At 60.9% G+C, this 25856-nt stretch carries 15 protein-coding genes, 1 tRNA gene and 2 rRNA genes; 8 read left to right on the top strand and 10 right to left on the bottom strand.

Translation table 11 applies throughout. The features are described from left to right. The 3 genes from JVX98_RS24345 to JVX98_RS24335 form a co-directional block, all read right to left on the bottom strand. Positions 1 to 1041: a UDP-glucuronic acid decarboxylase family protein gene (locus JVX98_RS24345; RefSeq protein WP_205237646.1), complete on the bottom strand. Its 1041-nt coding sequence runs from the start codon at positions 1039 to 1041 to the stop codon at positions 1 to 3. 539 nt (positions 1042 to 1580) lie between these two features. Then, on the bottom strand, positions 1581 to 2381 hold the full coding sequence (locus JVX98_RS24340; protein WP_205237645.1) for a response regulator transcription factor: 801 nt from the start codon (positions 2379 to 2381) through the stop codon (positions 1581 to 1583). A 1042-nt stretch (positions 2382 to 3423) separates the two neighbouring features. Next, positions 3424 to 4353, bottom strand: a complete 930-nt coding sequence (locus tag JVX98_RS24335; protein WP_205237644.1) for a siderophore ABC transporter substrate-binding protein — start codon at positions 4351 to 4353, stop codon at positions 3424 to 3426. A 253-nt stretch (positions 4354 to 4606) separates the two neighbouring features. Between JVX98_RS24335 and JVX98_RS24330 the strand changes: the two genes are divergently transcribed. The 3 genes from JVX98_RS24330 to JVX98_RS24320 are packed head-to-tail and all read left to right on the top strand — an operon-like array spanning position 4607 to position 7264. Beyond that, positions 4607 to 5551: an ABC transporter permease gene (locus JVX98_RS24330; RefSeq protein WP_205237643.1), complete on the top strand. Its 945-nt coding sequence runs from the start codon at positions 4607 to 4609 to the stop codon at positions 5549 to 5551. Then, a complete protein-coding gene (locus JVX98_RS24325; RefSeq protein ID WP_205237642.1) occupies positions 5541 to 6509 on the top strand; it encodes an iron chelate uptake ABC transporter family permease subunit in 969 nt (322 codons plus the stop codon). Before JVX98_RS24330 ends, JVX98_RS24325 begins: the two co-directional genes overlap by 11 nt. After that, a complete protein-coding gene (locus JVX98_RS24320; protein ID WP_192450866.1) occupies positions 6506 to 7264 on the top strand; it encodes an ABC transporter ATP-binding protein in 759 nt (252 codons plus the stop codon). The genes JVX98_RS24325 and JVX98_RS24320 overlap by 4 nt, the downstream gene beginning before the upstream one ends. Positions 7265 to 7363: 99 nt before the next feature. On the opposite strand, the gene JVX98_RS24315 is transcribed toward JVX98_RS24320, so the two are convergent. Together JVX98_RS24315 and JVX98_RS24310 are read right to left on the bottom strand one after the other, a co-directional pair. Further along, the gene (locus JVX98_RS24315) at positions 7364 to 10462 is read right to left on the bottom strand and encodes an efflux RND transporter permease subunit (RefSeq protein WP_192450867.1); all 3099 of its coding nucleotides are present in this window, start codon (positions 10460 to 10462) and stop codon (positions 7364 to 7366) included. Next, the gene (locus JVX98_RS24310; RefSeq protein ID WP_205237641.1) at positions 10459 to 11616 is read right to left on the bottom strand and encodes an efflux RND transporter periplasmic adaptor subunit; all 1158 of its coding nucleotides are present in this window, start codon (positions 11614 to 11616) and stop codon (positions 10459 to 10461) included. Before JVX98_RS24310 ends, JVX98_RS24315 begins: the two co-directional genes overlap by 4 nt. Before the next feature lie 165 nt (positions 11617 to 11781). On the opposite strand from JVX98_RS24310, the gene JVX98_RS24305 reads away from it, so the two are divergent. Then, the gene (locus JVX98_RS24305; RefSeq protein ID WP_246764945.1) at positions 11782 to 12483 is read left to right on the top strand and encodes a TetR/AcrR family transcriptional regulator; all 702 of its coding nucleotides are present in this window, start codon (positions 11782 to 11784) and stop codon (positions 12481 to 12483) included. A 101-nt stretch (positions 12484 to 12584) separates the two neighbouring features. On the opposite strand, the gene JVX98_RS24300 is transcribed toward JVX98_RS24305, so the two are convergent. Then, positions 12585 to 13628, bottom strand: a complete 1044-nt coding sequence (locus tag JVX98_RS24300) for a class I SAM-dependent methyltransferase (RefSeq protein WP_205237640.1) — start codon at positions 13626 to 13628, stop codon at positions 12585 to 12587. 313 nt (positions 13629 to 13941) lie between these two features. Here JVX98_RS24300 and JVX98_RS24295 point away from each other — a divergent pair, with 313 nt between their 5' ends. Both JVX98_RS24295 and JVX98_RS24290 read left to right on the top strand, forming a co-directional pair. Continuing rightward, positions 13942 to 15939 (top strand): bifunctional diguanylate cyclase/phosphodiesterase, encoded by a 1998-nt coding sequence (locus JVX98_RS24295; RefSeq protein WP_205237639.1) that lies wholly within the window; start codon positions 13942 to 13944, stop codon positions 15937 to 15939. A gap of 298 nt (positions 15940 to 16237) precedes the next feature. Further along, a complete protein-coding gene (locus JVX98_RS24290) occupies positions 16238 to 18001 on the top strand; it encodes a hypothetical protein (RefSeq protein WP_205237637.1) in 1764 nt (587 codons plus the stop codon). Here JVX98_RS24290 and JVX98_RS24285 read toward each other — a convergent pair whose 3' ends face one another. Further along, the gene (locus JVX98_RS24285; RefSeq protein WP_192450872.1) at positions 18002 to 19150 is read right to left on the bottom strand and encodes an AI-2E family transporter; all 1149 of its coding nucleotides are present in this window, start codon (positions 19148 to 19150) and stop codon (positions 18002 to 18004) included. Between the two features lie 316 nt (positions 19151 to 19466). On the opposite strand from JVX98_RS24285, the gene JVX98_RS24280 reads away from it, so the two are divergent. Both JVX98_RS24280 and JVX98_RS24275 read left to right on the top strand, forming a co-directional pair. Next, positions 19467 to 20849, top strand: a complete 1383-nt coding sequence (locus JVX98_RS24280) for a DUF3300 domain-containing protein (RefSeq protein ID WP_205237636.1) — start codon at positions 19467 to 19469, stop codon at positions 20847 to 20849. A gap of 21 nt (positions 20850 to 20870) precedes the next feature. Continuing rightward, positions 20871 to 21911, top strand: a complete 1041-nt coding sequence (locus tag JVX98_RS24275) for a DUF2950 family protein (RefSeq protein WP_246764944.1) — start codon at positions 20871 to 20873, stop codon at positions 21909 to 21911. Between the two features lie 355 nt (positions 21912 to 22266). On the opposite strand, the gene JVX98_RS24270 is transcribed toward JVX98_RS24275, so the two are convergent. The 3 genes from JVX98_RS24270 to JVX98_RS24260 all read right to left on the bottom strand — a co-directional run bounded on the left by JVX98_RS24270 (position 22267) and on the right by JVX98_RS24260 (position 25618). After that, positions 22267 to 22343 (bottom strand) — tRNA-Met (locus JVX98_RS24270). 216 nt (positions 22344 to 22559) lie between these two features. Further along, positions 22560 to 22674, bottom strand: a 5S ribosomal RNA gene (rrf, locus tag JVX98_RS24265). 148 nt (positions 22675 to 22822) lie between these two features. Continuing rightward, positions 22823 to 25618: ribosomal RNA gene (locus JVX98_RS24260) — 23S ribosomal RNA — on the bottom strand. Positions 25619 to 25856: the final 238 nt, after the last annotated feature.

Genomic DNA, 25856 nt, shown 5'->3' with positions numbered 1-25856 from the left:
TCATACCGCCTCTCCGGCCACTGCGCGGTCGGCCGCACTGAGGCGCTCGTCGAAATGGGCGATCGTGCGCTCGAGGCCTTCGCGCAGCATCACCTTCGGTTCCCATGCGAGCTCGCCACGCGCCTGCGTGATATCGGGCCGTCGCTGGCGGGGATCGTCGGTGGCTGCTGCCAGATGCACGATGCGCGAGCGCGAGCCCGTCATCGAAATCACCATCTGCGCGAGCTCGAGAACCGTGAACTCTCCGGGATTGCCGAGATTGATCGGCCCGGTGCACGGGTCGGCCGAGACAGAAAGGCGGAGGAAGCCGTCGATCAGGTCGTCGACATAGCAGAAGGACCGGGTCTGGTACCCGTCGCCATAGATCGTGAGATCGTTGCCGCGGAGAGCCTGGACGACAAAGTTGGATATAACCCGCCCGTCGTCGGGGCGCATGCGCGGACCATAGGTGTTGAAGATACGTGCGACCTTGATCTTCACGCCGTGGGTCCGGTGGTAATCGAAGAACAGCGTCTCGGCCGACCGTTTGCCTTCGTCATAGCAGGCCCGCGGACCGATCGTGTTGACGTTGCCGAAATAGGTTTCCCGCTGCGGACTGGTCAGCGGATCACCATAGATTTCCGACGTCGAGGACTGGATGACCGTGGCACCGGTGGCCTTGGCGTTTTCGAGCGCGTGCAGCGCGCCGAGGACGTTCGTCATCAGGGTTCCGACCGGGTCGGCCTGATAGTCCGGAGGGGATGCTGGAGAGGCAAAATTGAAGATGACATCCGCATCGATCAGGTAAGGCTTTCGAACGTCGTGATCGATGATGTGGAGATGGGGGTCCTGCGCCAGATGAGAGAGATTTTCGCGCCGGCCGGTCGAAAAGTTGTCAAGACAGATGACCGTATGCCCCAGGGAAAGAAGTCTTTCGCAAATATGAGATCCAAGAAAACCGCTTCCACCCGTTACTAGTATTCTCTTCGGTATTCCTGCGATCTTCTTAAGAAATTCCCGCTGTCCGACCACGGACAGCGGTCCCTTGACGACCTTTCGCATGCGCACCTCCAATTATTAAGCTCACCATTTTCTTTGGTGATTTGGAGACGGGATGCGAGCGCAATAAATAATAAAAATATTCTCTTTATTACAATGACACGCACAACCCGACAAAAAATAAACTATTCAATTGCAATCAATATTTTTCAGTTTTTCAATTTCAATATTAGCTAATTATCAAATAAGGAGCATTCAGTCAATATGTATGGAATTTATTTCCAGTAAATAATCCAAAATTACAACAAACTTCTATTGACATAATCACATGTGATTACTTTCCGGCCAATCCAGCTCAAAAGTAACGAAATATTTACCAGCATGTTCTAAGGTAAATTACGGTTTTATCTTCGGGGTTTCGCATACCTGTCGCGGAGACATACTGCGGCCGAACCGCCCGGCCATTCGCCGGGCAGGTTCCAAAGCAGCATTTTATTTCGAGAGCAGCCCCAGGAGAGTTCACCTGGGACCGAGGGGGAACCTGGCATGTCTTCGATGACATCCAGGCCTTCAAGCGGACAAACGCCCGCCTTGCGTCGCGCCTAGTTCTTCCAACGCGACAGGATGACGTCGCCGTTGCGCTCCGTCGCCGCATCGTTGGTGAAGTAGCGAGACGCAGCTTCCGTACGGTTGCGAACGTTCATCTTCTTGTAGATGTTGCGGACGTGAACCTTGACGGTGTTTTCCGACAGCCCGAGCCGGTCCGCGATGATCTTGTTCTGCGTACCCTTGCAGATCAGATCGAGGATCTGGACCTCGCGTGTCGTCAGGCCGTCCGGGCCGGCATCGCGCTTGCGCCGCCCCGTTCCCGAGACGACCGTCTGGCCCGAGGCTTCCCCGCGCCGGCCGTAAAGGTTGTTTGCCGCGAAAGGCTCGGGAGAAAGCCGCCGCAGCAAAGCCGCCGGGAAATGTTCGCCGCCCTTCATCAGTAAATCGATGGCGGCAAGGCAGACGTCGAGATTGAGGTTCAACGGCAGGACGCCATGGATGAGGCGCTCTTCGACGAAGCCGGCAATCGAAGGATCGAGTTCCTCGGCATTCTCCACCACCAGGCCGATCGATGCCCGCGGGTGGAACTCGTGAATGGTCCGCAAGATAGCCGGAAAGGACTTGGGAGGCATCCGGTACAGCATGATCAGCGTGACATCGACGAGATTGCCGTCGAGCAGATTGTCGGGATCGGAGAAGCTGACGATATCGTGCCCTTGAAACCTGGACCCGACGGCCTGCATCAGGCATTCGGCGAACAGATCGATCTTGGCGAGCATTACGATTTTTTTCTTTTCTGACAAAGCCTTGTTGTTATCTTCAAAATCACCCACTTTGGAGCTTCCAGGATACATTACGCCCTCCTAGGATTTTTCCATTTATTTTTATGGGTGCCGCGGTCTGGCCGTCGGCACGCCCCACTTTCAAAAAATTTATTCGGAACCACTTATGCGTCACGTTTTTTCCTGCGCGATAAAATTCGCGATAGCTAATGTAACGTAAAGATCTCCGCAACGAAACAGCCCAAAAGGATTAGAGAAGCGCCGGAAAGGCACTTAAATCGTTATAAATCGAACCATCTTTGGGTTATATTGTAAACGTTCTGTTTACCAAGGCGCGGAACGTCCTCAAAAACAAGGCTCCAGGATACCTCCGCAAGAGCCGATGTCCTATGCATTTCTGCCAAGGCGCGGCCGGCGGCACGCAATAATAGGATTAGTTAAGCAGGCCCGCACGGCCGTTCTTAATCCCCTCTTCCGCTCCGAAATACGCAGGAATACTTATTCCGGACTAGGACGCCCTTACTTTACTATCGGCGATCGCCCGCATCCCGGCGCAAACGGCCTAGAGTGCCGGGGCACCGCGCGATGGATGCCTCTGAAAAAGCTTGGGATTTCATCGCAGCGCCAAGGGTTTGCCACCGATGGTTAGACGGGAAAGTGTCAGTAATTACAAACCACTAACTAGAATTGGTATCTTCCGCGTCGCGCCGTTTGGAGTCAAATTGGACTTTCGTTCCGGAAGATCAAACGGGTCCGGCCGAGCGCCACCAGGCGCTTGCAGCCAATAAGAAACCTGCCCTTCGGACAGTTGCGTCCGCGTTCCATCGAGTAAGCGTAAAGCAAGTCGACATATAGCTCGGACCCAATCCGGGCGGACATTATATAAAAAAGTAAAAACTAAAATAAATTTAACAAAAAAGCGAAAATCTCTAAATCAAGATATTACGCGTCTCTCCAAAAGGAGCCAACACCGGATAAATACCGTAAGAGTTAAGGGTATTTGGTGTTGGCTTCCCTTTGTCCCGAAATCCGCCCGGCGGCGTGAAACACGCCTGCACGCAACGCAGCAATCGGGTGGTAAACAGCGACGCCGCAATGCGGCGTCGCGTTGCAATCACTTCTTGCTCAGCGCCTGCGTCAGCTGATCGACAATATCCTGCTGCGACTTCAGGCCCGATGCCGTGAGGTAAAGCTTGGCGGAGTCGAGATAAACGACGTGTCCGTCCTTCCAGGCTTTCGTCTGCCGCACGAGTTCGTTGTCGAGCAGGGCCGCTGCCGGCTGTGCCTGCTGGCCGATGGCTGCATCGCGATCGACGACGAAGATCCAGTCGGGGTTGGTTTCGAGAATATATTCGTAGGAAACCGCCTGGCCGTGGGTCGCGACCTGCAGCTCGGGATCGGCCGGCTTGATCCCGAAGACGTCATGCAACGCGCCGAAGCGCGATCCCTTGCCATAGGCGCTGATCTTTCCGCCGGTCGTCAGCAGGATGAGACCCGTTCCACGTTCCGCAGCAAGGCCACGCAGCGCCTCGATCGAGGAATCGAGCTTGGCGATGCTTGCCTTGATCTCGGCTTCCTTGCCGAAGATCTCGCCGAGGATCTCTGCATTCTTCTTGACGCTGCCGATCAGATCCTTGTCGTCCGAGGTCAGGTCGATCGTCGGTGCCAGTTTGGCGACTTCAGCATATTTCGCCTGCGACCGCCCGCCGACGATGACGAGGTTGGGCTCCGCCGCATTGATCGCCTCGAAGTCGGGTTCAAACAGCGTGCCGATCTTCGCATAGGTGTCGGCCTTGTACTTTTCGAGCGACGGCGGGACGGCCGATCCGGGGACGCCGGCGACGGCGACGCCGAGCATATCCAGCGTTTCCAACATGCCGAAATCATAGACCAGCACGGTCTTCGGGTTTTTCTCCACCTCGGTGACGCCGCTGCTGTGTTCGATCTTCAGTGTTTCGGCCATCGCCACCGATGCGCCGCCAGCCGTCATCACGGCCGCGACGAGCAGGCTGCGCAAACCATTAGAGAAGGGAGATATATTCATGACTATTTACCTCATGTTTTCTCCTCCTCCCTAGCGCGATTTTACGGGGAGGGCAATGCGCGCATTGCGCGTCATTCTCGCCTCACAAAACTTGACGAAGCCGATCATATATATGACTAAGGCGAGCCTTCGATCGAGCACCTCCTCGCGGCCGCAAGCCTCAGGGGTTTCGTTGCGGCGGTCGATGGAAAAATGCAGCCACGGATACGAGAGCGGTGATCAGAACGAAAAGCAGCTGGAGCGTGACGCAGCCATGAGGCCGGTCCTGTTCGCCATCCCGGTCGTCCTGCTGCTTGCCGCCGTCAGCGTCTTTACCGGTGTCGGCAGTCTTGCGGCCAGCGACGACGGCCGCGGCTGGCTTCTGGTCGTCGAAAGCCGCCTGCCACGCACACTGGCGCTGATGCTCGCAGGCGCCGGCCTCGCCGTGTCCGGCACGATCATGCAGATGCTGGCGCGCAACCGCTTCGTCGAGCCGTCGACCGCCGGCACTGCCGAATCCGCCGCCCTCGGAATGCTTCTGGCCATGCTGATCGCCCCGGGCCTGCCGGTGGCGGGCAAGATGGCCTTCGCCACCCTGACCGCGCTTGCCGGAACCGCCCTGTTCCTGCAGATCCTGCGCCGCGTTCCGCTGCGCTCGGCGCTGATGGTGCCGCTGATCGGCCTCATGCTCGGCGGCGTCGTCAACGCCGTTACCACCTTCATCGCCTATCGCTACGACCTGATGCAGTCGATGGGCGCCTGGATGTCAGGCGATTTCTCGGTCGTCCTTCGCGGACGCTACGAGCTGCTGTGGATCGGTTTCGCGCTGACGCTGGTCGCCTACGCGACCGCCGCGCGCTTCACCGTCATTGGCATGGGCGAGGCGATCGCCCGCAATGTCGGGCTCGACTACGACAAGGTGGTCACCCTCGGGCTTGCCATCGTCTCCATGGTCACGGCGACTGTCGTTGCGACCGTCGGCATGATCCCGTTCCTCGGCCTCGTCGTTCCCAACATCGTCAGCCTGACCCTTGGCGACAATCTGAGGCGCACGTTGCCGGTGATCGCCATCGCCGGCGCCGGGCTGGTGCTCGCCTGCGACATCGTCGGGCGGATGGTGATTGCGCCCTATGAGGTCCCTGTCGGCACGGTCATGGGCGTGATCGGCAGCCTCGTCTTCCTTCATCTCCTGCTATCGAGGCGGTCCCATGCAGGCTGATGCCAAGCGGCTCTCTCCGTCGACCGTCCTTGTTGCGTCCGCCGCGCTCGCGCTGTTGTCGATGATCGCCTTCATGACCATCGGCGCCAAGGGAAGCTGGAGCTTCATACTCTCCTTCCGCGGCACGAAGCTGCTCGGCATGGTGCTGGTCGCCTACGCGATCGCCGTCTCGACGGTGCTGTTCCAGACGATTTCCGGCAACCGCGTCCTGACGCCGTCGATCATCGGTTTCGACGCCATGTACACGCTGCTGCAGACGGTCATGGTGTTCTTCCTCGGTGCCGCCGGCGCGGCAAGCATCAACCCGCAGATGCAGTTCACGCTCGAAACGACCGTAATGGTCGGCCTGTCGCTTCTTCTCTTCCGCGCCCTCTTTTCCGGCGGCAGCCGCAGCCTGCATCTCCTGATGCTGGTCGGCGTCATTCTCGGCGGCCTGTTCCGCAGCCTCTCCTCCTTCCTGCAGCGCATTCTCGACCCCAACGATTTCATCGTGCTGCAGGACAGGCTGTTTGCAAGCTTCAACAGTATCGATGCCAACCTGCTCGGTATTGCCGCCGCTGCCACCCTCGGCGTGACCTTCGTCCTGTGGCGGCTGTCGCCCACCTTCGATGTGCTCTCGCTGGGGCGCGAGGCGGCGATCGGGCTCGGCGTCGACCATCAGCGTGTCGTGACGCTTCTCCTGATGCTGATCGCCGTTCTGGTGTCGGTCTCCACCGCGCTCGTCGGGCCGGTGACCTTTTTCGGCCTGCTCGTCGCAAGTCTCGCCTGGCAGTTGACGCCCACCGCCAGCCACCGCTTCGTGCTGCCTGTCGCCGTCTTTATCGCGATCGCGACCCTCGTCGGCGGCCAGGTCGTCCTGGAGCGGCTGTTTTCCTTCAACACGGCGCTCAGCATCGTCATCGAATTCTTCGGTGGCCTAGTCTTCATCTTCCTGCTCGTCCGAGGCTCCGCGCGATGATCGAGATCCAAGAGGTAACGAAATCCTATGGCGGCACCGCGGTCGTCGACCGGGTGTCGCTGACCCTGCCCACGGGCGGCCTGACCTCGATCATCGGCCCCAACGGCGCCGGCAAGTCGACGCTTTTGTCGATCGTCAGCCGGCTGATGCCGATGGATACGGGCAAGGTGCTGGTCGATGGCCTCGACGTCAGCCGCGCTGCCGGCGACGTGCTTGCCCGACGGCTGTCGATCATGCGCCAGGACAACCACATCACCGCGCGCCTCAGCGTGCGCGACCTCGTCGCCTTCGGACGCTATCCCTATTCCAAGGGACGGGTGACGGCAGCCGATGCGGAACACATCGATCGCTCGATCGCCTATCTCGGGCTCGAACCCTACCAGAACCGCTTTCTCGACGAACTCTCGGGCGGCCAGCGCCAGCGCGCCTTCATCGCCATGGTGCTGTGCCAGGACACCGATTACATGCTGTTCGACGAGCCGCTCAACAATCTCGACATCAAGCATGCGGTCGAGACGATGAAGCTGTTGCGACGCCTCGCCGACGATTTCGCCAAGACGGTGGTGGTCGTGCTGCACGACATCAATTTCGCCTCCGCCTATTCCGACCGGATCGTCGCCATGCAGGGCGGCCGCCTCGCCTTCGAGGGCCCGCCGCAAGACATGATCGTGCCCTCGCGGCTGCAGGCGATCTTCGATGTCGACTGCCGCGTCCACGCCGTCGGCGACACGCGCCTCGTCAACTATTTCGACTAGACCCCGGAAACCACCGCTGAGCCCGAATGCGCGAAGCGCGCCGCACGGAGATCCATGCAGCGCGCTTCGACAATGCTTATGCCGAGATGAGGCGGTGCGCTACCCCGCCGCGCCGGATGCGCCCTCCTTGCCGATCCGGGCCGCATCCGCCGCATGGTCCTCGTCCGTCACCGAGGAGAAGCGCTTCAGCCAGCGGCCCATCTTGGTGTTGATGTCGTCCATCACGGTGAACATGACAGGCACGAAGACGAGGCTCAGCATCGTCGAGGTGATCAGGCCGCCGATCACCGCAACCGCCATCGGCGCGCGGAAGGCGGCACCGGCGCCGACGCCGATGACTGCCGGAACCATGCCCGCCACCATGGCGATCGTCGTCATGATGATCGGCCGCGCGCGGGTGACGCCCGCCGTCAGCAGCGCCGTACGCCGGTCCGCACCCTCGTTGCGGCACTCGATCGCATAGTCGACCAGCAGGATCGAGTTCTTGCAGACGATACCCATCAGCATCAGGATGCCGATCATCGACGAAAGGTCGAGTGCCGCGCCGAACAGGATCAGGGCCAGCGCGGCGCCGCCGATCGACAACGGCAGAGCCACGAGGATGGTCACCGGCTGCAGGAAATCCTTGAAGAGCAGGATCAGAACCGCCACGACCATCAGGATGCCGGCAAGCAACGCCAGGGCGAAGTTGCGAAACATCTCCGACATGTATTCCGCATCGCCATAATTGGCCTGCGACACGCCCGCCGGCAGTTCCTTCATGGCCGGCAAGGCCGAAATCGCCTCGAAGGCCGTGCCGAGCGTCATGCCGTTGAGGTTGGCTTCGACGGAGATCAGCCGCTTGCGATCGAGACGCTCGACGCTGCTTTCCTCGGCGCCGAAGGAGACGTCGGCGACCGAAGTCAACGGCACCAGGGCGCCCGCATTCGTGCCCACCCGCAGATTGCGCAGGGTGTCGAAATCGCCGCGCGCCGACCGGTCGAGCATCACCCGGATCGGCACCTGGCGGTTGCCGAGGTTGAAGCGCGCGGAGTTGCTCTCGCTGTCGCCCATCGTCGCGATGCGGGCGACGGTGCCGATCGACGTCACCGACACGCCGAGCCTTGCCGCCTCGTCGAAGCGCGGCTTGACCAGAAGCTCGGGCGAAAGCAACGGCTCGGTCGACCGCACGCTGACAAGCCCCGGAAGCGCACGCATCTCGCTTTCCAGGCGCCGCACCGACGCCATCAACGTTTCCGGATCGTCGCCCGTCAGGTAGATGGAGAGGTCCTTCGCGCCCTCGGTCGAGGAGAACGTCGCCTGGATGTCGGGCGTCTCCGCCAGCAAGGGCCGCAACGACAGCTCGAAGGACTTGCGGTCGAGTTCACGCTCCTTGCGCGGCTTGAGCTTGATGCGCAGCGATACCTCGTTGAGACTGTCGGTCGTCGCCAGGACGTTCTCGACTTCCTTGCGCTCCTTGAGCTTGGCCACGAGATCGTCGGAAATGCGCGCCGTTTCCTGGAGCCGCGTACCGGGCGGCAGGGTGATCTTGAGCTGCGAGACGTTGCTGTCGCTCGTCGGCATGAAACCCGTCGGCAGCATGGTCAGAAGCGCGATCGAGCCGACGAAGATCAAAGCGACCATCGAGAGCGCGGTCTTGCGGTGATCGAGGGTCCAGCCGAGCATGCTGCGATAGGCGTCGGCGATGCGCGACGGCTTGACGGCATGGCCGTGACCAGGCTTCGGCCGCAGCAGATAGGCCGCCATCAGCGGCGTCAGCAGGCGGGCGACCAGCAGCGAGAACAGAACGGCGATTGCCACGGTCAGGCCGAACTGCTTGAAATACTGCCCGACCGCGCCACCGATGAAGCTGACCGGCGCAAAGACGGCGACGATCGTCAGCGTCGTTGCGACGATCGCAAGGCCGATCGCGTCGGCCGCGTCGATCGCCGCGATGAACGGGCGCTTGCCCATGTCGACATGCCGCTCGATGTTCTCGATCTCGACGATCGCGTCATCGACGAGAATGCCGATGACCAGCGTCAGGGCGAGAAGGCTGATGCCGTTGAGCGTGAAGCCGAGCAGGTCCATCACCGCAAAGGTCGGCAGGATCGAGAGCGGCATGGCAAGCGCCGAGATCAGCGTCGCCCGCCAGTTGCGCAGGAACACGAAGACGACGACGATGGTCAAAAGCGCGCCTTCGATCAGCGCCGTCACGGCTGCATCGTAGCTTTCCTGCGTATATTCGACGAGCGAGATCAGCTCGGTCATCTCGACGCCGGGGGTGCGCGCCTGGATCTCCTTCAGCCGCTCGATGACGCGCTCGGCAACGACCGTGTCGCTCGCGCCCTTGCTACGCGAAACCGAGAAGCTGACGATCGGTTCGCCATCGAAATGGGCAAAGCTGCGCGGCTCGGACGAGGTGTCCTCGATCGTCGCAATGTCGGAGAGCTGCAGCCAGCGGCCGCCTGCAAGCGGGATCGAAAGCTGCCGGAGCTCGTCCACCGAGCCGGCACTGCCGACGGTGCGGATCGACTGCTCGCGCCCGCCGATTTCACCGCGGCCGCTCGGGATGTTGATGTTGATTTCGCGGAGTGCCGTGTTCACTTGGTCGGCCGTCACGCCAAGCGCCAGCAACCGCTCGGGATTGAGCGAAACCCGCACTTCGCGGCTGACGCCGCCGAGGCGCTGCACCTTCTGCACACCGGGCAGCGTCAGCAATTCGCTGGTGATCGTGTCATCGACGAACCAGGAGAGCTCCACTTCCGACATGTGCGGCGCCCGCACGGCGTAATAGACGATGGCGCTGCCGTCGACGTCGAGGCGCGAGACGATCGGCTCCTGAATGGATTGCGGCAGGTCGGCGCGGATCTGCGCCACGGCCTCGCGCACGTCGTTTGCCGCCCGGTCCGGATCGGTGCCGATCTTGAATTCGACCGTGGTCGTGGAGACGCCGTCGGTAATGGTCGAGCGGATGTGACTGACCCCGACGAGGCCGGAGGCGACCCCTTCGACGCGACGCGTCACCTGCGTTTCCATTTCGCCGGGCTGCGCGCTCGGCTGCGTGATCGTCACCGTCACGATGGGGAAGGATACGCTCGGATTGGCGTTGACCGGCAGCCGCAGAAACGAGGCGATCCCGATCAGTGTCAGCACGACGAAGAGAACGATCGTCGGAACGGGCTTTCGGATCGCCCAGGCGGAAATGTTGCTCGTCATTGCTGGTCGCCCGTCTGCGTCGGCTGGACGTCTTTCGTTGCGACCGCTTCGCCTTCGCGCAGCGACGCCCCAGATTTAAGGACGACCCGTTCGCCGGTCGAAAGGCCCGAGGTGATCTCCACCTTGCCACCCTGGCGCATGCCCGCCTTGACCGGCTTGCGCACGATCTGGCCGCCATCGACGACGAAGACCGAGACGGCGCCATCCGGCGCACCGAACAGCAGGGCGGAATCGTCGACCATGATCGCCTTGCGCTCGGCCACGACAATCTCCGCCCGGCCGAACGTGCCCGCGAAAGGCGGGCGCTCGGTCGACAGCGTGACCTGCGCGGTGCCGAGCCTGGTCTCGCGGTCGATCTTCGGGTTGATCACCCGCACGTGCCCCTCGATCCAGTCGTGGCGCCCCGAAAGCTTGACCTTCACCGTCTGGCCAACCGCCAGCAACGGCAGCTCGGTTTCCGGCACTTCGGCCGCAAACTCGATTTCGCCGCCGCGAATGAGCTTGAGCAGCGGCTCCGAGCCCGCAAGCGCGCCGGCGCGCGCCAGCCGCTCCGACACGATCCCGTCGGCGGGCGCCACGATCACAGCACGATCGAGCTTCCGGCGCGCCTCGGCCTCGAGCGCTTCCGCCTGGTCGTAATCGGCTCGCGCCACTTGGACGGCCTGCTCGGCAAGGGCGAGCGCCGAGACGCGCTCTTCGAGAATGGTGGCGGCCTGAAGGTGGCTCAACTGCCGGGCGCGGGCGAGTTTCCTCTGTTCCTGCGTGACCGTCTCTTCTTCCCGCGCCATCGCGGCGCCGGCGCGCGCGACCCGGCCCTTGGCCTCGCGCAGCAGGTTCTCCAGCATGTCGGTTTCCAGCCGGGCGAGCACCTGGCCTGCAGCGACCCGATCGCCGATCTCGACCTCGACACTGGCAATGCGCTGGTCGGTCAGAGTGGTGCCGACGGCAATCTCCTCGCGGGCGACGAAGATGCCGGCAAAGGAGCGTGTCCACTGCTGCGGGCGGCTGTCGGCAACGAGTGTCGTGACCGTACGGGTGGCAGACGGGGCGGGAACGGAGGCTGCGGCCTCCCCCGAGGCGCGCGCCGGACCAGCAGCCGCCGCAATCACGAGCAACGCTGCGAGAGCGACGTTCAACTCAACTGTACGTCTCATTTCATTGGCTTTCCATTGGCGGGGCCGGCGGCGCGATTGCGCCTGCAGTACCGGATCCCGGGTCGGGCAAAAGGCGTCGATAATTTATTAGATCATTCAATCTAATAATTGAATTCATCAAACGCGACAATTGTAAGGCAGATCACATACGAGCATTGCGGGAAGATGGCGGAGATCGTGCAAGCGCCCGGCCTTGACACCGATCGACTGCCCACCGAAATTAGAGCGCCTGATCTAATAATTGAACGGCATGCAAGGAGACCGGCGATGCGCAAGATCGACCCCGAAAAACATGCGGCCAGGCGTCGGCTGATTCTCGATGCGGCAATCGCCTGCTTTTCGCGCAAGGGTTTTCACGGCACGTCGACGGCCGAGATCTGCGCCGAGGCAGGCATGAGCCCGGGAAATCTTTTCCATTATTTTCCGACCAAGCACACCATCATCGCGGCGATCGTGGAAGAAGAACGTCAAGAAACGGCGGAGATTTTCCGAAAGCTGGGTGAAGAGGAGGACCTGTTCGCCGCATTGCTGGGCTTCATGGATAGCGTTCTCGAACTGGCGGGCGATCCTGCCTATTCGAGCCTCGCGCTCGAAATCGCCGCCGAAGCGATGCGTGACGAGCGCATCGGGACGCTCGCAACGACAAACGACGCGGAACTCCAGTCGGCGCTCGTGGCGCTCCTGCGCAAGGCCGCCAGCCGAAACCAGATCGACAGGAGCCTCGACGCCGAGGGCGCTGCCCGCTGGATCGCCGCGATCATCGACGGCATCTTCAGCAGGGTCGCGGTCGATCCCGGCTTCAAGCCGAAGGAGGAAAGCGCGTTGCTACGCCGCCTGCTGAGCCGTTTTCTGCGCGCGCAAGACTGAGCGCGTGAAAAATGCGAGACCGCGGCAGCCCTTCGGCACGCCGCGGTCTCTTGTTTCCGGCTGGCCTCGGCTTGAAGCCGAGGCCGTTCGTCGAAGTTTTCTCAGGAATGCTTCTGGATGACGCCGTAGACGATGTTGCGGTTGGCACCGAAGAAGACGCGTCCATCGATCGCGGATTTCCCGGCACTCTTGTGGATGATGTTCCACATGTCCGCTTCGGAACGCAGCAGCAAGGCCCAGTTCATGAAGCTCTCCATGTAACCGTCGACGCCGATGTCCTGGGCGAAGTTGGCAAACAGGAAGACGCCGTTCGGCTTCAGCATCTGCAGGCAGCGATGGGTCAGCTTGATGGCCACCTTGTCGGCCAGATAGTCGTAGAGACCGGCGGCATAGATGAAGTCGAACGTGCCGAGCTTCTGGTCGCGACCGAGCAGGCTGCGAACGGACCCGTCGACCGCTTCGATCGCCGTGCCGGAGAAATCGCGGCTGATCGATCCGACACTGAGCGGATCCTGATCGAGCGCCACCCAGCGCTTGATCCGGCCTTCCTCGAGTGCCTTCGAGCGATTGGCTTCCCGCAGATGACCGGCGGCAATCGTCAGGATCTCCGCCTCGGAACCCCGGCTCGCCGCGATCTCGTCGACGTGGCGCGTGAGGATATCGCGGCGCTCGCGCACCGCCACCGAGGACGAAGCGTCCTTCGTGTAGTCATAGAGCGCCCGACCGACCGGGGACGCCCGCTCGATTTCACCGGCAACGCTCGCATGGCCGTAGATGAAGTCGAGCAACTGCGCGTCACCCGAATAGCCCCTGGGCTTGTCGAACGACCACCGGGTGAACGGATCCTGCAGGAAGTACTCCGAAACCGGGTGATCCTGGGCAATCGGGATTAGCTCCTGCCACACGCTCGGGTGGTATTTGGCACGGGTCTGGTGGAGGGAGGCAGCGAGCCGGTCGATAATTTTCGACGCATCCGTCCCTTGAATGAATTGTTCCTGAGCGACCCTGAGAATCAATGCGAGCTCGGCCTTGGCGGTCGAGAGCTGTTCGTCATGTCGTTCGCCGCGGGGCGAAACGAACTCATCAGCCATTGCCTTGGGAGTAATGAGGCTCTGACCGTCGAAAACAGTCTGAAATTGGCGCACGCGAGACCATCCGTTAAAGCTTTGTTAACAATAATCGCGAAGATGCGCGCATAACGGCTCGGAATGCAAGTTTTTGTATATAATAAGGTAAATACTCGGAGCTCACCTCTTTGGGTGATACCGATTCGCAGATGCCCTGACCCATTAATTTAACAAAACTTAATGGACACCTCCTATCATGCCTCGCAGCGTTTCCCGCCCTTGTTGCAGATGGGTCGCGGTGAACACGCAGGGAGTGTCCGAAACAACGTCCATTGATGGAAAAGCGACGACAGATTTCCGTTGACCGTGACGCAACTCGATGGATCAGTGCATGAAGCACACGTTGGCCGACGTAGTTGACATCGACCTACACAAGCAGCCGCACAGGCCGCACCTGGCTGAGCTTCAGACCCTCTATCGCATGGAGGGCGAGGCTGGCCGGCGCGCCTCGACCCGGCAGGGGCTGTGGATTGCCGTCGTCGTCTACCTGCTTTTCTTCATCCCCGACATTCTGCTCGTCCCCGACGTCGCCTTATACACGATCGTCTCGCGCCTCTTTGTCGGCATCGGCTCGCTGCTGACCTTCGAGATCCTGTTCCGGCTGAAGGCCCAGACCAAGTGGCTCGACGCCACCTGCGCCGCAGCCCTCGTCTTCGGCTACATCGGCTGGCTCGTCCCGGCGATGATGACGGCCGATACGAACAGCATGTCCTATTACATGATCTTCGGCGCCATCTTCATGATGGGCGCCAATCTCTTCTTCAGCCTACGGTTCCGCCTCTCGGTGGTCGCCTCCAGCATCGTATTGGTGACGTTTTTCATCGCGCTGTCGTTCTTCTCCGAACACGATCCGGCCTACCTGATCGCCTTCGGGACGTTCTACGTCTCCTGCTTCGTCTTCACCTCCTATGTGAACTGGAAGCTCAACCGCGAGCGCTACAAGGTTTTCCTCAACGCCTTCGAGGCGAAGATCCAGCAGAACGAGGCTTCCGAGCGCGGCATGGCGCTTCTGCGGCTGTCCAACACCGATCCGCTGACCGGTCTCGACAACCGCCGCGCCATCGACCAGCAGTTGCGCGACTACTGGAACGATTGGCAGAAGCTCGGCAAGAACTTCACCGCCATGCTGATCGACGTCGATTTCTTCAAGAAATACAACGACTGCTACGGCCACCAGGAGGGCGACCGCTGCCTCATTCTCGTGGCCAATGCACTCGGCGAGGCGATCAGGGACTATCACGGCTCGATCGGCCGCTACGGCGGCGAGGAGTTCATCGTCCTTGCCCGCCTGGATACGCGTGAGCAGGCGGCCGAGCTTGCGGAGGTCATCTGCCGCACGGTTGAGAACATGGGGCTGACCCACGAGCAGCGCCGCGACGGCGTGTCCATCGTCACTGTCAGCGTCGGCGCCGCCTTCACCCGCAACCACACCGGAGCCAAGCTAGAAAAGATCATCCACGAGGCCGACCGCGCGCTTTACGCCGCCAAGGCGAGCGGGCGAAACTGCTCGAAGCTGTTCGATCCGAACGATCCGCAGAGCAGCGACGAGAGCGAGAACATCGCAGCGCTGCTGAAGATCGCAGTCGACCAGAACCTGGTATCCCTCGTCTACCAGCCGATCACGAACGTGACGACCGGCGAGGTCGATGCGGTCGAGGCCCTGATGCGCCTGACGATGCTGGACGGCACGTCGGTGCCGCCGAGCCTCTTCATCCCGGTTGCCGAACGGACCGGCGCCATTCTCGATCTCGGCCGCTGGGCGATAAAGACCGTCTGCCGCGAGCTTCTGGTCGACAACCACATCCCGCTCGTCAGCGTCAACGTTTCGCCGATCCAGCTGAAGACGCCGGGCTTTGCGACCTCGGTCGCAGCGATCCTCGGCGAGACCGGGGTTGCCGGCAGCCGCCTCGCCTTCGAGATCACCGAAGGGCTCGAGATGGAGATGCATTCGGGCATCCTGCGCTGCATCAGCGACCTGGAAACGCTCGGCATCCGCATCTGGCTGGACGATTTCGGAACCGGTTTCGCCGGCCTCTCCTGGCTGCGCCTGATCGATTTCGACACGGTGAAGGTTGACCGGTCGTTCCTGCACGATTGCGCCACCCCGAAGGGCCGCGCGATGCTGCAGGACATCATCGGGCTCGTGCGCAACCGCGGCCACAAGATCCTGATCGAGGGCGTGGAGACCGACGAGCAACTGGCCCTGATGCGCCGCTTCCGGATCGACCACGTGCAGGGTTTCCACGTCGGACGCCCGGCGCCTGCGGAAATGTTCCGCGCGCCCACCGACAAACCACGCATCCCGCTTCGAAACGGCGTCCGGACCTAGAAGCCTCTTCGACTTCATTTGCCACGATCGGCGCTCGACGTACGGCAAGCCGGCATCGGCGGACCGGGGATGCGGGCCGCCGCCTTTCCCGTCCAGCGCGGGTCATGACCTCGGCGAGGGATAGCGCGGCCGCGCGCCGCTTCCTCGGCATCGCCAGCGCACGCCCGCGCAGCCTCGGCAGGGAACGTGAAGCGCGGTACGCGAATAAATGTTGCGCTCCGACCGAACCGGTGCGTAGGATACGGGAGAATACACTGCCGCCGGATACAATCTCACATTGTGACCATGGAGGCGCGTGATGGCCATCGGGGACCAGCAGGACGTCGGCGTCGAACCGACCATATCTCCGCCGAGCCGCGCGGAAGTTCTGGCACAGCTTGAGCGCATTCGCCTGAGCGCCGAATTCGACGCTCCGGACCGCGACCGTAAATTCCTGGCCTATGTCATCGCGGAAACGCTCGCCGGGCGCGGCGACCGCATCAAGGCCTATTCCATTGCGACAGAGGTTTTCGGCCGGACTTCCTCCTTCGACCCGCAAACGGATCCTGCCGTTCGGATCGAGGCGGGCCGCATTCGACGGGCGCTCGAACGCTATTACCTCGTCGCCGGACGCAGCGACCCGATCGTCATCCGCATGCCGAAGGGCGCCTATGTGCCGACCTTCGAAAGGCGGGCCGAAAAACAGCCGGCACCATTTATGGAAAGCGGAACGCCACCGTCCGAAGCAGTGCCGGTCGGCTGGCATGAGCGCCGCCGCGTCCTGCTTGGCGCTGCGGCGCTTGTGTGTGGGGTCGCCGGCCTATCGGCCGGCTTGCTGCTTTTCGGTGACGAAAGCACCACGACCAATCGGCCCAATATCCCGAAGGTGATCGTCACGCCTTTCGAGGATCTCTCAAGAACCCGGCAATCGGCGATGATGGCGCAGGGATTGACGGACGAAGTCGTCAGCAACCTTGCCAAGTTCAAGGAGATCGTGCCGGTTACCGGCAACGACCGACTGCAGACACCGGACGATCACGCCTATGCGCTCGAGGGACGCGTAAGGCTCGAGGGCGAACGGTTGCGGCTGGTCGTGAAGCTTGTCCAGCGATCCGACGGGGCGATCGTCTGGGCAAACACCTATGACGAACGACTGCAGTCCGGCGAAGTCATAGATCAGCAGGCAAGGACCGCGGCGGCGGTATCGAGCGCGGTGGCAGAGCCCTACGGCGCCGTCTTTCAGGCAAGCGCGGCCGAACTCAGGCACCCGGTTCCTGAAGGTTGGAAGCCCTATGCCTGCACCCTCACCTACTACGATCATCGCGGCGACGCCGATCCGCAATCCCGCCGCGCCGCCGAAGACTGCCTGCAGCGCGCGACCCGGCAATTCCCGACCTATGCGACCGCCTGGGCGCTTCTGTCCATGAGCTATGTCGATGCCCTGCGCGATCGCGCCGACCCCGCGGCCTCGCCAGGATTGCTGGAACAGGCTGGCGAAGCGGCGGCGCGCGCCGTCGATCTCGCCCCCGTCGACGTTCGCGCCCTCGAAGCGCAGATGCTCGTCCTTTTCGCTCGCGGCGAGGTCGATGCCGCCCTCGCCGTCGGCGCCCGTGCGCTTGCCATCAATCCCAACGACAGCGAGCTTGCCGGCGCATACGGCCTCCGGCTCGCGCAGTCGGGACAGTGGGATGCGGGCTGCAAGCTCCTGTCGGACGCGACGGAACGCAATCTCGGCCAGACAGGCGCTTTCGAGGGGGCGCTGGCAAGCTGCGCCTACTTCGCGGGCGACTATGTCGCCGCCGAGCGCTGGGCGCGGCTTGCCAGTCCGCACGCCAGCCCGGCCGACCGGTTGCTCCTGCTTGCGATTCTCGGCAAGCTCGGCAAGTCGGATCAGGCACGGGAGGAGCGAAAGTGGTTCGAGGCCCACGCCCCAGGCTTCCTCGGTGACCTCGGGCAGACGATTGCCGCTCAATTGCACCGGCCTGAGGATCAGCACCGCCTGTTCGACGGCTTGCGCGCCGCCGGCGTCTCCGTACCCGAGGCGGAGTATCAACAGGCAGGGACCGCGAGCGCCATACGCTGATCAGATATTGCCGGGTTCAAGCTCGCCGTCGCGAACGGCGGGTTCAGCCGCTTTCTCAGGCTCAGCATCCGAGCGCGCCCAAACCATCAGCAGATCATGCGCGACACTCAGCACGATCGGCCCGAGGAAAAGACCGATCAGGCCGTAGGACAGCGTGCCACCGAGCACCCCGAGCAGGATCACCAGCGTCGGTGTTGACAGCCCGCGTGCCACCAGGATCGGCTTCATCACGTTGTCGATGACGAAAAGCGGGATCAACAGGATCGTCAGCAACAGCGCCGGACCGAAATCCATGGTGAACCAGGCCCAGATCATGACGGGCAGTAGCACCAGCGCCGGGCCGATCTGGATGATGCAGAGCACGAGCACGACGAAGGCGATTGCGCCGGGTGCCGGCACGTCGAACAGGCTGAGCACCAGCCCGCACAGAAAGGCCTGTAGCAGCGCCACGCCGATGACGCCGCGCGCCACGTTGCGGATCGTCGCGGTCGAAAGCTTGAGGAAACCGATGCCGCGCTGGCCGCCGATCCTGCCGGCAAAGCGCTGCGCCATTTCCGCCAGCCGCTCCGCCGAACCGAATAGGAAACCTGCGATCAACACCGAGACCACGAAACTCAAGACCTCGGCGCCGACGCTCGCGACCTTGCCGAGAACCTTGGTCCCGGCCTGCATCAGCGCCGGTTCGATCTTGCTCAGCAGTGCTTCGATATTGCCCGACGCCATGCTCCAGGCCGCATGAATGCGCTCGCCGACGACAGGCCACGTGCGGACGTATTCCGGCGGGACCGGCACGATCAGCGAACCGTCGGCAAGCCGGGCAAGCAGCGCCTGCAGCCCCTCGGCAAAACTGACGGCGATCGCAGTCAGTGGCGCAACGATGACGGCGAGACATATCAGCGTTATCAGGAAAGAGGAAAGGCGCCGCGAACCGAGCAGGCGCCCAAGCCGGGCATAGGCCGGAAAGAGCGCCACAGCGAGGATTGCCGCCCATATCAGGATGATCGCGAAGGGCGCGATCAGCGTCAGGGACCAGTAGGCCAGAAGCCCGACGATGCCGATCCGGGCGATATCCGTGATCTTCGCCTCGATGGAAGGCGACCCGTTCGTTCCGTTGCGGATCACATTCGATCGGGAAGGATCCTCGTCCATGCTAGCCCCTTCCCCTCCACGCGAAACCGCCGACGCCCGCAGCCTTGTGCTCCCCGGCGCACTGCAAGGGTTCTACCGTCACGTGGATGGCACTCTCACGGCAACCGTGGGGCAGTAACATACCGTAGAATACGCCTGCCGGGCTTCCCGATCCGCCGGCCTCCTCTAGAGATTCCAGTGACTGATAACGACCGTGGTCAGCGATCGCGGCCCGATCAGCTTGAAATTGCAAGACAAGAAGCGTCGACAGGGGGCTGTCCCGCGCGCCAGTACAAGCGCCCGCGCCACCGCCCGATACACGAGGGAGGCTGGATAGATGATCAAAAAGACGATCATCGCGCTCGGCAGCGCAATAGCGTTTTTGATAACAACACCCGTCACAACGGTTCTCGCCCAGCAGACGGCGGCCGCGCCGACTGCCCAGGAACAACAAACGGCACCCGAGCCGCTCAGCGATGACGAGCTCGAGGTTCTGGTGGCGCGCATCGCGCTTTATCCGGACGAATTGGTGGCACTCATTTCTGCAGCGGCACTCTATCCGTTGCAGATCGTCGAGGCCGAACGCTTCCTTGAGGCCCGTCAGAAGAAGCCCGACATGAAGCCGAAGGAGGACTGGGACGGCAGCGTCATTTCGCTGCTGAACTATCCGCAGATCGTCAAGATGATGAGCGAAGATCTCGAATGGACACAGTCCTTCGGCGACGCCATCGCCGACCAGCAGAAGGATGTGCTGATCGCCATCCAGCAATTGCGTGACGAGGCGGTCGCCAAGAACATCATCAAGTCCGATGACAAGGTGAAGGTGGTCCAGGAGGGCGACAACGTCGTCATCCAGGCGGCCAACCCGGAAACGATCTACGTGCCGCAGTATCCGCCGGAGATGCTCTACGAGCCGAACTATGCGCCGGCGCCGATCGGCTACTATGACGAGCCCTACCCCGCCTACTGGTATCCGGGTGCGGCCTTCTTCGCCGGCGCGGTGACTGGTGCGGCCTTCGCCGCGATCGTCGACTGGGATGATTGGGGTGTCTGGGGCGGCCGCTGGAACGGCGGCGACATCGATGTCGACTGCAACACCTGCTTCAACAACATCAACGGCAAGGTCAAATGGAACGACGTCGATTGGAAGAATGTCGATCGCAGTAAGATCAAATTCGACCGTAACCAGATACAGCAGCTCGACCGGACCAACATCAAGAACAATCTCAAGGCGAACGGTAACAACAACCTGCGCAACCGCGCCGCCGAGATCAATCGCGACCGGCCGAACGCGCGGCCCGGGGGCGGTGGTGCCGGCCAGATCAGGGATGTGCGCAAGAGCACGCTCGACGGACTGAAGGCACAGCAAAGACCGGCCGCACGCCCAGGCGGCGGCGGTGGCGGTCAGGCGATCGCCAAGGCGCGGCCCGGCGATGGGCGGCAGAACATCAACCGCGCCGGTGGCAACAAGCCTTCGCAGGTCAACCGTCCCTCCGGAAAGAAGAAGATGGCCGCCAAGGCGCAGAACCGGCAAAAGCCGTCGGGTCTTGGCAACGTCAATTCCGGACGGCGCGAGGTGGCCTCATCACGCCGCGGCGGCCAGAGCTTGGGCGGTGGCCAGCGTGGCGGTGGGCGGCCGCAGATGAGCCGCGGCGGCGGCAGGCCGCAAATGCACCGCGGTGGCGGCGGACGGGGCGGCGGCGGCGGCCGTAGGCGTTGACCGGATCACAGGAGAACGACCATGACAAAACTCTTCAATTCCCTTCTCCTGGGATCAGCGATGGCGCTGGTTCTGGTAGCAACCCCGATCGGCTCCGCCTATTCGCAGGACAAGCCGCCGGCCGACAAACCCGCACGCAATCAAGCTGCAGGAGATCAGCCTGCTGGAGATCAACCGCCGGCTGATCAGCCGCCGGCGGACCAGATGGTGGGTGGGCTGGATGCCTATGCCGCCGCGGAAGATCCACCGGCCTTCGACGATCCGGACAAAGCCGTCGAGGAATTCAAGGCGAAACTCGCCGCAAATGACTTCGATGGCCTGGCGAAACTGCTGGGGCTGAATGCCGAGAAACTGAAAGACAGCGAGGGCGTCAAGGACACCTTTGCCCTCATTCGCGAAGGCGCGGCCCGCAATGTCGTCGTTCGGGATCTGGAGGGCCGCAAGATCCTTCAGATTGGCGACCGGCTCTGGCCGCTGCCGTTCCCGCTCACCAAGGGCGACGACGGCAAATGGGCCTTCGATACCTATGTCGGCCTGGAAGAAATCGTCAACCGACACGTCGGCGAGAACGAGCTCCAGGCGATCGACACCGTCGAAGCCTATGTCGATGCCCAGAAGGAATACGCTTCCGAGGATCGCGATTCCGATGGTGTCCTCGAATATGCCCAGAAGCTGATCAGCACGCCCGGCCAGACCGACGGGCTCTATTGGCCTGCCGATCAGGGCGACGGCGAAAGCCCCGTCGGAGACTCGATCAACGAGGCAGCCTTGGAAAAGGCAAAAGCCGGCGAAGGCTATTTCGGCTACCGCTTCCGCATCCTGACCTCGCAGGGCGACAACATCGCCGGCGGCCGCTACGACTATGTCATCAACGGCAATATGATCGGCGGCTTTGCGCTGATCGCCTGGCCGGTCACCTATGCGGAGACGGGGGTGAAGACCTTCGTCGTCAACCAGCAGGGCATCATCTACGAGCGCGACCTCGGGCCGAGCACGGAAGCGATCGTGCCCTTCATCGACCGCTTCGATCCCGACGACAAATGGTCCGTCGTCGACGATTGACCGGGACTACCACTCCACATGAACGGCAGCGCCGCCCGATCGGGCGGCGTCAGGCAACACTCGACCACTTGGGCCGGCACGCTCCTCCCTTCAATCGAGGATCAACGGCACATCGAGCGAGACCCGGTATTTGCACGGCTCGATCGGGCCGGCCGTCGACGAAGCTCCCTCCCAGCCGTTGAGAATTGAAGGGCCGCTCTCCCACCGCGTTGGGGTGCCCTCCCCCCTCAGGTTTAGCGGTGTGCTCGGTTCTTTGGCCCTTGCCTGCTCTGTCCGCTTGCGCCCGTCTGGGTCTTTCCCCTGCGGTCTAAACGCAAAAAGCCCCCTGGCATTTCTGCAGGGGGCTTTTATGATTTGGTTGCGGGGGCAGGATTTGAACCTGCGGCCTTCAGGTTATGAGCCTGACGAGCTACCGGGCTGCTCCACCCCGCGCCATCGCGGTAAATCCCTTTGGGATTTATCCGCTCATTGCGGGTTTTGCCGAAGGCAAAATCCCGTTTAACCGGTCCGGGTTTTGCGTGCGCAAAATCCCGTTGGTTTGTCTGATCTTACTTACGCAAAAAGGCCGCTTGTTGGCGGCCCTTGTGTTTCGGCAGGGCCGAAGAGTGTGTCGAGAAGATTTCCGGCGTTTTATCTTGCGTTTTGCAGACCTGGCAGCGACCTACTCTCCCGCGTCTTAAGACGAAGTACCATCGGCGCTGGGGCGTTTCACGGCCGTGTTCGGAATGGGAACGGGTGCAGCCACCCCGCCAGAACCACCAGGTCGGCAAAGCGCAAGATTTGAGCTTGCGGGCTCAAACCGGATGAGAAGCTGGTGAGTTCGGGTTTAAGCGAACTCGTTTTGTTTTGAACACGTCGTTCATCTCGGCGAATGCTTTGCAATCGCCTTGTGATGAACACAAGCAATGGGAACGATCAAGCCAATCGAACGATTAGTACTGGTAAGCTTCATGCGTTGCCGCACTTCCACACCCAGCCTATCAACGTGGTCGTCTTCCACGGTTCTCAAGGGAATACTCGTTTTCAGGTTGGTTTCCCGCTTAGATGCCTTCAGCGGTTATCCATTCCATATATAGCTACCCTGCTATGCCCTTGGCAGGACAACAGGTCCACCAGAGATATGTCCATCCCGGTCCTCTCGTACTAGGGACAGATCCTGTCAATATTCCTACACCCACGGCAGATAGGGACCGAACTGTCTCACGACGTTCTGAACCCAGCTCACGTACCGCTTTAATTGGCGAACAGCCAAACCCTTGGGACCTGCTCCAGCCCCAGGATGCGATGAGCCGACATCGAGGTGCCAAACAACCCCGTCGATATGGACTCTTGGGGGTCATCAGCCTGTTATCCCCGGCGTACCTTTTATCCGTTGAGCGATGGCCCTTCCACGCGGGACCACCGGATCACTATGACCGACTTTCGTCTCTGCTCGACTTGTCAGTCTCGCAGTCAGGCGGGCTTATGCCATTGCACTCGACGACCGATTTCCGACCGGTCTGAGCCCACCATCGCGCGCCTCCGTTACTCTTTCGGAGGCGACCGCCCCAGTCAAACTACCCACCATACACTGTCCCGGATCCGGATAACGGACCGCGGTTAGACATCCATGACGATAAGGGTGGTATTTCAAGGATGGCTCCACAAGAACTGGCGTCCCTGCTTCAAAGCCTACCACCTATCCTACACATGCCGACACGAATGCCAGTGTAAAGCTATAGTAAAGGTGCACGGGGTCTTTCCGTCTGACCGCAGGAACCCCGCATCTTCACGGGGAATTCAATTTCACTGAGTCTATGCTGGAGACAGCGGGGAAGTCGTTACGCCATTCGTGCAGGTCGGAACTTACCCGACAAGGAATTTCGCTACCTTAGGACCGTTATAGTTACGGCCGCCGTTTACTGGGGCTTCGATTCAGAGCTTGCACCCCTCCTCTTAACCTTCCAGCACCGGGCAGGCGTCAGACCCTATACGTCGTCTTGCGACTTCGCAGAGCCCTGTGTTTTTGATAAACAGTCGCTACCCCCTGGTCTGTGCCACCCCATCTGACTTGCGTCAAAAAGGGTCACGCTTCTTCCGAAGTTACGCGTGCAATTTGCCGAGTTCCTTCAGCATAGTTCTCTCAAGCGCCTTGGTATACTCTACCTGACCACCTGTGTCGGTTTCGGGTACGGTCTATACGGTGGAGCTATTTCCTGGAACCGCGTCCCCGCCCAGACAATCCAATAAGTCTGAACAAGTTAAGCAATCCGTCACTACCACCAGGCCCACGAATATTAACGTGGTTCCCATCGACTACGCGTGTCCGCCTCGTCTTAGGGGCCGGCTAACCCTGCTCAGATTAACTTTAAGCAGGAACCCTTGGTCTTTCGGCGAGAGGGTCTCTCACCCTCTTTATCGTTACTCATGTCAACATTCGCACTTCCGATACCTCCAGGACCCCTCACGGGTATCCCTTCACAGGCTTACGGAACGCTCCGCTACCACACGTCTTGCGACGTATCCTCAGCTTCGGTGCATGGCTTTAGCCCCGTTACATTTTCGGCGCAAAGACCCTTATTTAGACCAGTGAGCTGTTACGCTTTCTTTAAATGATGGCTGCTTCTAAGCCAACATCCTGGTTGTTTTGGGATCCTCACATCCTTTCCCACTTAGCCATGACTTGGGGACCTTAGCTGGAGGTCAGGGTTGTTGCCCTTTTCACGACGGACGTTAGCACCCGCCGTGTGTCTGCCGACTAGTACTCCTCGGTATTCGGAGTTTGGTTAGGATCAGTAAGACGGTGAGTCCCCATAGCCCATCCAGTGCTCTACCCCCGAGGGTATTCGGTCGACGCTCTACCTAAATAGATTTCGCGGAGAACCAGCTATTTCCGAGTTTGATTGGCCTTTCACCCCTAACCACAAGTCATCCCAATCTATTGCAACAGATGCGGGTTCGGTCCTCCAGTTGGTGTTACCCAACCTTCAACCTGCTCATGGCTAGATCACTCGGTTTCGGGTCTAATGCGACGAACTGAACGCCCTGTTCAGACTCGCTTTCGCTGCGCCTTCACCTATCGGCTTAAGCTTGCTCGTCACACTAAGTCGTTGACCCATTATACAAAAGGTACGCTGTCACCCTTGCGGGCTCCAACTGTTTGTAGGCATCCGGTTTCAGGTTCTATTTCACTCCCCTTGTCGGGGTGCTTTTCACCTTTCCCTCACGGTACTTGTTCGCTATCGGTCATGCACGAGTACTTAGGCTTGGAGAGTGGTCTCCCCATGTTCAGACAGGATTTCACGTGTCCCGCCTTACTCAAGGACAATGAGTGTTCTACGTGTAAGGGGCTATCACCCTCTACGGCCGACCTTTCCATGTCGTTCCACTTTATTCCTCATTGCCACTGGCCTGGTCCGCGTTCGCTCGCCACTACTTGCGGAGTCTCGGTTGATGTCCTTTCCTGCAGGTACTTAGATGTTTCAGTTCCCTGCGTTCGCTTCTTACCCCTATGTATTCAGGATAAGATACCTTTAAACAATACTTGGAAACCTAAGCCGTACTTGCGCACGACTTAAATTTTCCAAGCATTTAAGGTGGGTTCCCCCATTCGGAGATCCATGGATCAAAGCTTATTCGCAGCTCCCCACGGCTTATCGCAGCGTATCACGTCCTTCATCGCCTGTGCATGCCAAGGCATCCACCAAATGCCCTTTTGACACTTGATCGTTCTCATTGCCAATGCTCATCCATTAGCCGCCGTCCCGAAGGGACGCGGCAGATAGGGTTACCTTTTACAACCCAATCCTTCTGAGATGCCATCGACGTGTTCGATACGGTCGCTTTATTGGAACCACGCCGAGCGGTTCACTTGCGCCATATCTTAAGACCAGCTTCTCGAGATCTGTCCGGTGATGCGCGGTCAGGCAACACCAATCCAACATGAACACCAGAAGGGCACTCTTA

The sequence above is a fragment of the Ensifer sp. PDNC004 genome, assembly GCF_016919405.1.
Lineage (GTDB): Bacteria > Pseudomonadota > Alphaproteobacteria > Rhizobiales > Rhizobiaceae > Ensifer.
This window is presented reverse-complemented; position numbering and strand designations above follow the sequence as displayed.